The organism is Mesorhizobium sp. LNHC229A00, assembly GCF_000502415.1.
Lineage (GTDB): Bacteria > Pseudomonadota > Alphaproteobacteria > Rhizobiales > Rhizobiaceae > Mesorhizobium.
On sequence record NZ_AYWQ01000058.1, the window covers coordinates 1 to 3,222 of the forward strand.

The 3,222-nt window shown below is 56.9% G+C and carries 3 protein-coding genes; 2 read left to right on the forward strand and 1 reads right to left on the reverse strand.

Annotated features, from left to right (window positions below; genetic code table 11):
• Positions 1-654: 654 nt before the first annotated feature.
• Together X742_RS1000000171815 and X742_RS1000000171820 are read left to right on the forward strand one after the other, a co-directional pair.
• Positions 655-1,203 carry a DUF4062 domain-containing protein gene (locus X742_RS1000000171815; protein WP_023775556.1) on the forward strand — a complete coding sequence of 183 codons (549 nt, stop codon included), beginning with the start codon at positions 655-657 and terminating at the stop codon, positions 1,201-1,203.
• A gap of 46 nt (positions 1,204-1,249) precedes the next feature.
• Entirely contained in the window at positions 1,250-1,678 is a 429-nt protein-coding gene (locus tag X742_RS1000000171820) for a hypothetical protein (protein WP_031248792.1), read from the forward strand.
• A gap of 618 nt (positions 1,679-2,296) precedes the next feature.
• On the opposite strand, the gene X742_RS140635 is transcribed toward X742_RS1000000171820, so the two are convergent.
• Positions 2,297-2,899: a recombinase family protein gene (locus tag X742_RS140635; RefSeq protein ID WP_023775559.1), complete on the reverse strand. Its 603-nt coding sequence runs from the start codon at positions 2,897-2,899 to the stop codon at positions 2,297-2,299.
• Positions 2,900-3,222: the final 323 nt, after the last annotated feature.

Here is a 3,222-nt window from a genome sequence, read left to right on the forward strand (position 1 = left end):
ATGGTGGCCAGCTTAAGGTCCCAAAGAGGTCGCTTGGACAACAGACAGTGCTGTGCGTGATGCCGTCCCACAAAGGTGATGGTCTGCACTATGCACTGCCTGTAGGAGGAGCATGATGGTGGGCATGAGGCTCCTCCTTAAGGTCCAATGGATGGTGGGTGTGTAACTAAGGGGCTATCTCCCTAAGGTATGACCATACGGTCCCCTCTATGGGAATACTATATGGCTGGCTATATGCCCCCTCTATAGTGTGTGGTATTAAATGCTCGGGCCGATTGCAAAACCAGACAGATGCAACCGTATGGTCACACCTGCCTGTTTCCGTTCAGCGAGCGCTGGGCCTTGCGGGGCAGGCCACAGAGGCACGGCCATCCTCGATCACCTTCAGGGTCACCAGAGGACAATGATGCTCTGTGACCGGCTTTAGGACGCTCAGGATGCGTGGGGCTCCGTGTCCCCTTGGCGACGAACCTCGACCGCTTCTGCCGCCATTTCTGTGGCGCTAGTATCGCTGTAGCAGCCAAGCCCTGAGGGGCTTTAGCTCTAAAATAGCATTGGATTGTCGATGGGCGGGCACGCGCTAGACCTCGACATCGTCGGCCACAACTGAGACTAGTGCTGGGGAACACCTACTAGCCTGAAACCGAGGGTGGCATGGCGGCGAAGAAGTATCAGGTCTTTGTGTCTTCCACTTTTCGCGACCTTGTTGATGAACGTCAGGACGCCATTAGGAATATTCTGGACCTAAAGCATATTCCTGCTGGGATGGAGCTTTTTCCAGCCACTGATGTCACACAGCTGGACTATATCAAGAAGGTGATAGATGAGTGCGACTACTACCTTCTTATAATGGGCGGCCGTTACGGCTCTATGGACGCCGAGGGGGTTAGCTACACCGAGCGAGAATACGACTATGCCGTTGAAAACGGGAAGGTCGTGCTTGCCTTCGTTCACGACGATCCGGCATCCATCCCCGTTGGCAAGAGCGATGTGAAGCCCGAGGTTGTCTCCGCGCTCACCGTCTTCCGTAACAAGGTGATGGATGGGAGATTGGTTAGGGGTTGGACAACACGACAAAACCTCGAACCCTTAGTGCTGAAATCGCTCATTCACGTGTTCAACGATTTGCCTCAGGTCGGTTGGATACNTGCCTCAGGTCGGTTGGATACGCGGGGATGCGGCGGCCAGCGGGGCCCTACTTGAGCAATCGAATAAACTCCTTCAGGAAAATGCAGACTTAAAAGTTGCGTTGGCTAAACTAAGCTCAGCCAATAGGTTCAACATAACAGACATCGCTGACCTAGACGATAAATTCACTATTCGATATGAAACCAAGCATTATCCCAGAGGCGGAAATTCTTACCACCAAAGCCAGACCGTCAGTCTTACATGGCGCCAAATTTTCTTGTCTTTAGCTGGAGAACTGGAAAAGGCAAAAACCGACCACGCCATTCTTACAGCGTTGGGGGAAGCTATCAGGCAAGCGGGCAGTGCGGATAAGCCTGACCGAATGGATGAGACCGACCGGGTTAGGATAAAGGTGCAGATGGTGGCCCTGGGCCTCATCCAGACCAGTGTATCGAACACAATTCAAGGCGGAGTGGCTGAATTCCTGTATTTGACGGAGAAGGGGCGTGCTCTCTTTATTGAAGGTATGGTCGTTCGCAAAAAGAGCTGACGGATAAGAGTCGCCCGCGATGTCCTGCATGGCATGGGCGCGGCCTCGGAGCGCCGCCGCTAGGGCAAAGGGGCCTCCCCGTGGCCACGCTGCCTCTTGTCCCGTGCCGACTTTGGTAGCCGCCATTCCAACTTCTTAGTGTATTGGATTGGAGGAAGTCCGGCGGCCACTAACACATCCCGGTTGAGCCCCTCTAACGCGCCCCTTCTGTCGGCGTAGAAGTTGGATGCGAATAGTGCGGGCCGCCCTTCCACCATCCAGAACAGGAGCAGGAGAGCACCATAATCGCCATGGTCTTCAAGAACGATGTGGAGTTTTCCGGGCGGCTCATTGGCGAGCCAATCCCGCAAGTGATCCAACAGGGGTGCCGTCAAGGCAACGCGGCGCGGGAAGGTTGCCGCCGTCTTCGTTTTCAGCCCCTCTCGCACTGTGGCGGTGAGCCGTCCCACATAGGCCTCAATGAGACTAGTCGCATCACCGCCGCTGTGATTGGGGGCAAGCAACATAATCTCCGCTGTGGCCAGAGCCAGCGCCTCCAGTCGGCTTTCGGGAGACAGCTCTCGTAGGGCGGTGACCATCTCGCCAGCAAGAAGGGCGGCAGGGGACCGCATGGCTGCCTCACTGCTCACCGGAAGACTCGGCTAATATCCGGAAGACACTCGCCCTGCTGATGCCTAATGCCGCCACGATGTCACCTGCTGACTTCCCCTCGGCCTTGAGGCGCAACACGCCGCCGGCTTGACGGCGGGCGGTAGGCTGGCGGCCAACATACTTCCCCTCGGCCTTGGCCTTGGCGATCCCGTCGCGCTGCCGCTCCAGCATCAGCTCTCGCTCGAACTCCGCAATGGAGCCCAGCAGGTTCAGCATCAGCTTGCCGGTGGGAGTGGTGGTGTCGAGGTTCATGGCAAGAATGCGGAGCCCCACGCCCTTCGCTCGCAAGGCCTCAGTGATTGCCACGAGGTCCGCTACTGAGCGGGCAAGCCGGTCTAGCTTGGTGACGAGAAGCGTATCTCCTTCCCTCATCCAATCGAGAGCTGCCTCAAGCTGGGGGCGCGTGTCAGCCACGGAGGAAAGTTCCTCACGAAAGACCTTTGTGCAGCCCGCCGCGCTTAGGTCGCGGAGCTGGGCCTCAAGGCCTGCCTTTTGGTCGGTGGTGGAAGTGCGGGCATAGCCCACAAGGGTGCCGCTGGACATTGCGTGAGTCTCCATTTGGATGGCCATGTGAGACCATTATGTGAGACTGATAACCGAAATGTCAAGATACCATTCATGTGAGACTGTTTGGCCTGCCTTTTGGGAGACTCACACGGGCTTGCCCTAATGAGACAGCCTGTCCCGCGCTCAAAGCGCGTAATGTGCAGGCCGAATCGCGAGACTGCGTCCGCTATAGCTATTAGAGCCGCAAGGTTGACAGTGTGCTCTACCCTGGCAATCGCCATCGTCGCCCGAGTGATAAAGGCAAAGCGCCGAATAGGTCGATCTTGGGCGGAGATTGCCCGGCAAGCTCGCACCGAGCAGACCAGTAGCGACATCTTGATGGGGGG

Excerpts from the sequence above, each read along its gene's own strand:
- X742_RS140635 (WP_023775559.1), bottom strand. The coding sequence starts at position 2,899 with ATGGCCATCCAAATGGAGACTCACGCAATGTCCAGCGGCACCCTTGTG.